The organism is Wolbachia endosymbiont of Nomada ferruginata (assembly GCF_001675785.1).
GTDB classification, from domain to species: domain Bacteria; phylum Pseudomonadota; class Alphaproteobacteria; order Rickettsiales; family Anaplasmataceae; genus Wolbachia; species Wolbachia pipientis.
In genome coordinates this window covers 1-4,165 of record NZ_LYUY01000106.1, presented here as the reverse complement: position 1 = coordinate 4,165, position 4,165 = coordinate 1, and the positions used below count along the sequence as shown (strand labels likewise).

The 4,165-nt window shown below is 35.9% G+C and carries 4 protein-coding genes and 1 tRNA gene; all 5 read left to right on the top strand.

What is annotated here, in order from left to right; all coding sequences use genetic code 11:
* Nucleotides 1–1,207 (top strand): NTP transferase domain-containing protein (locus tag BA053_RS05485; protein ID WP_245611612.1); only part of this gene is annotated, 1,207 nt, incomplete at its 5' end.
* Nucleotides 1,208–2,019: 812 nt separating this feature from the next.
* The gene (gene rplU / locus BA053_RS05480; protein WP_065094687.1) at nucleotides 2,020–2,322 is read left to right on the top strand and encodes a 50S ribosomal protein L21; all 303 of its coding nucleotides are present in this window, start codon (nucleotides 2,020–2,022) and stop codon (nucleotides 2,320–2,322) included.
* Between the two features lie 10 nt (nucleotides 2,323–2,332).
* Nucleotides 2,333–2,602 carry a 50S ribosomal protein L27 gene (rpmA, locus tag BA053_RS05475; protein WP_038249057.1) on the top strand — a complete coding sequence of 90 codons (270 nt, stop codon included), beginning with the start codon at nucleotides 2,333–2,335 and terminating at the stop codon, nucleotides 2,600–2,602.
* 9 nt (nucleotides 2,603–2,611) lie between these two features.
* A tRNA-Ile gene (locus BA053_RS05470) sits at nucleotides 2,612–2,688 on the top strand.
* Nucleotides 2,689–2,745: 57 nt separating this feature from the next.
* Nucleotides 2,746–3,918, top strand: a complete 1,173-nt coding sequence (gene metK / locus BA053_RS05465; protein ID WP_065106847.1) for a methionine adenosyltransferase — start codon at nucleotides 2,746–2,748, stop codon at nucleotides 3,916–3,918.
* The last annotated feature ends 247 nt before the right edge of the window (nucleotides 3,919–4,165 follow it).

Here is a 4,165-nt window from a genome sequence, read left to right as displayed (position 1 = left end):
AATAGGCAGTTTTTCCATGCTCCAGCATGTCATTTACAATGCAAAACAGTTAAATCCTGAAAATATTGCTGTTGTAGTTGATCAGCCTTTAATTGAAAGACTAAAGTGTTTTAAGGATATACAGTTAATTACACAAGAATTAACACTTGGCACGGGAGATGCGGTCAAAACTGCGATGAGAAACCTAAGAGAATTGCCAGATTCAAGCATAGTTGTTGTGCAGTATGGGGATACTCCGCTCATAAAAAGCAGCACAATAACTAAAATGATTAGTTATTTAGAAGGCAAGGCTCTAGTTTGCCTAGGTTTTAGGACAAGCAATAAAGAATACGGTAGGTTAATTATTGAGAATGGTTCCTTAAGAGAAATCGTAGAAGCAAAGAGTGATAAAAATAATCATGAAGAATTTCTTGCAAATGCTGGAATAATGGTTGCATGTGCAAAGAATTTACGTGAATTGGTGGAGAAAATAGAGTGCAATAGCTCAACTCATGAATATTACTTGACCGATATAGTTTCCATTGCAGTGAAGAGTAATTTAAATGTCGGTTACGTTATTACCGGTGGAGAAGAAGCAACGGGAATAAATAACAGAAATGACCTTATAAAAGCTGAATTTTACTTTCAAGAAAATAAAAGAAAAATTTTTACCGACTCCGGAGTAACGCTTGTTGCACCAGAGACTGTTTTCTTTTCTCTTGATACGCAAATTGCCAGAGATTCAGTGATTTACCCATATGTTTTTTTCGGTACTGGAGTGAAAATAGAGTCTGGTGCGAAAATACTGCCATTTTCGCATTTAGAAAACTGCTTAATTAAAAGTAATGCTGAGGTCGGTCCATTTACCAGAATACGCGGAAACACAACAATTGGTAATAAGGCAAAAATAGGAAATTTTGTGGAAGTGAAAACAAGTGAAGTTGGTCAAAACACTAGAATAAAACACTTAAGTTATATAGGAAATGCTAAAGTAGGGCAGGAGAGTAATATAGGAGCAGGCACTATTGTTTGTAATTATGATGGGAAAAATAAACATGAAACGAATATAGGGAGCAATTGCTTTGTTGGCGCCAATAGCTCACTAATTGCGCCGCTTAATATTCATGATGAATCTGTAATTGCAGCAGGTAGTGTTATAGTTGAGGATGTACCAGAAAAAAGCCTTGCAATAGCAAGGGAAAAGCAGGTGATTAAGAGAATAAAGTAATTCGCTGTAATTATATTAGACTTCTTGCATTACCTCCCAGGCCACAACTGTCATTCAATAGAAACAAAAAAAATTGCTTTACAAACTTCGCCAGCCCCCTTATTATAGTATTAAGGGTCTTTTTGACTCAAAACTTGTTTTTGATCTGCGCAGGTTCAATGACAAAATTCAGTAAAAAACTCAGGGTATCTTTTGGCGGATTACATAAAATTATAGCTGCTGCATGTCTTTTAAATTTTTTCTACATTCAGCCAAACCGCGCTTAAACTAAGCGTCAGCACATTATTATAGCGCCAATTTAAAGTATTAGAGGGTCAAAACCAGCACCACGGGGTTTCTTTTGCCTTTTTTTTCATTTGGTAAATTTCTTAAATATTTATGGCTAAACGACAACCGTCATCCCGCTGCTTGTGAGCGGGATCTAGAGATACCGCGAATGAATCGCAGTATGACGTAGAGTTAGCGTTAGCCATAACACAACACTTTTATACTTACCAACTCAGTATCCAACCTGGATCCCAGTGTCTGGGCACTGGGATGACAGGAGAAGGAGGCTACTTGGATGGCAGGGAGGGGCTACTTGAATGACGGTTCTTATCGTCGGTAAACTTAGAGCTATAATAACTATTTGCCTTTTTTCTGCTTAGGTTATGCAAGAAGTCTACTGTCTGAGAAAAGGTAGATAAAAGATGAAAACAGATAGAAGTATTTTAGTAGCTCAAAAAGAACGTTAAGTCATGCTTTTTATTTATATTGACAGCGTATATGACATCGTTTACGATTAAAGTTAATAACAATAATTTATATTTATCATGTTTGCAGTAATTGAGACTGGTGGAAAGCAATATTTAGTAAAAGAAGGTAGTATAATAAAGGTAGAGAAGTTAGAAGCTGAAGAAAAAAAAGAGGTGGAAATCAATCAGGTGATTTGTATTTCAAATAATGGCTTATCTTATTCATCTAATGCTACTGTTAAAGCTGAAGTGTTGGAGCAGTGCAGGGGGGAAAAAATTATAATCTTTAAGAAGAAAAGAAGAAAAAATTACCGTAGGAAAACTGGTCATAGGCAGTATATAACTGTTCTTCGTATAAATGAAATTAGTCTTCAAAAGTAAGAGGTAAGATATGGCAACTAAAAAATCAGGTGGTAGTTCCTGTAATGGTAGAGATTCAGCGGGTCGTAGGTTAGGAATAAAGAAGAATGGGAAGGTTATTCCTGGTAACATAATTGTGCGCCAAAGAGGCACAAAATTCCATCCTGGGAAGAATGTTGGTATAGGTAAAGATCATACGATTTTTGCTAAAGTAGAAGGCTGGGTCAGTTTTAGAAGGTCAGCAAATAAAAAGACTTTTATTGATATCGTGCCTACAGATAATATGAAAGCTTCAGCTTGAATAAATCATGGGTCTGTAGCTCAGGTGGTTAGAGCGCACGCCTGATAAGCGTGAGGTCGGAGGTTCAACTCTTCCCAGACCCACCATTTAGTAGTTACTAACTGTGTTTTCTATAGCGGTTTTGATATTGTATAAGCAAAAACATGAGTTTGTATAAAAATTTAGTAACCAGTGAATCAGTTGCGGCTGGTCATCCAGATAAAGTAGCAGATCAAATTTCAGATGCAATACTTGATAAATACCTTTTTACTGATCCTTTTGCGCGAGCTGCAATAGAGACTTTAGTCACCAAAGATAACGTTATTATAGCTGGGGAAGTGTTTGGGCCTAACATTAAGAATAGCAAGATTAAAAGTATTGTACGGAATACAATAAAAGATATTGGTTACAAGCACGATGGGTTCCACTGGAGAAAAGTGAAAGTAAATATATTGCTGCATGAGCAATCAAATGACATTGCAATAGGGTTGGATCAAGGTGCTGGGGATCAGGGCATAATGTATGGCTATGCAACAATAGAGACAGAAAACCTTATGCCGGCACCCATTTTTTATGCACACTCGATTCTGAAAAATATCATGAGTGCAGTTAAAGAAGCAAAACTTGGTCCAGATGCAAAGTCACAAATCACTTTGGCATATGAGAATAACCTTCCAGTACGTGCTGAAAGTATTATTGTCTCAATACAGCACCCTGAGGATTTGGATCAATCAAAAGTAAAAGAAATAATTTACCCTTACATAGTTTCATCTTTACCTGAAGGATGGATGTGTCCTGAGGAAAATCTCTTAGTCAATCCAACTGGTAGATTTGTTATTGGTGGACCGGTTAGTGATTGTGGATTAACCGGACGAAAAATTATGGTTGATACTTATGGAGGTTATATTCCACACGGTGGAGGGGCATTTTCCGGAAAAGATGCAACTAAAGTTGATAGATCTGCGGCTTATATGGCAAGATACCTTGCTAAAAATATTGTCTTTGCAGGTTTGGCTGAACGTTGTCTTGTGCAGCTTTCTTATGCAATTGGTGTATCAAAACCTACTTCATTCTATATTGATACATTTGGTGCGAATAAGGTAGAGGAAAGAGTAATTAAAAAGTTTATCGAGAATAATATAGATTTATCAACAAAAGGCATAATCAAGCATTTATCGCTTAATTGCCCTATATATAAACGTACAGCCTGTTATGGACATTTTGGTAAAGAGTCAAAAAGTGACGGTGGATTTTCTTGGGAAAGCATAAACTTGTCTGCTGATCTTCGTAGAGAATTCAATATAGAAGGTAATAGTAAAATTTCTTTAGATTGCTAAAATTTTTGATTTACAGCCCCATATTTATATACTAGCTTATTGTTAAAGCATAGCACGCTTTTTCATAATAATTATACTATATTAGTAATAATTTTTATATTCAATTTTTATTGTGAGGCTTATAAAGTGTATAACGAAATAGAAGGAGAACTGTACAACGTAATTGTAAGAGGTTGTCCACAAACCAAGGAATACGTAGTATATAAAGAAAGAATATTGAGGTAAGAGATGAGGAAAAAATATCCAA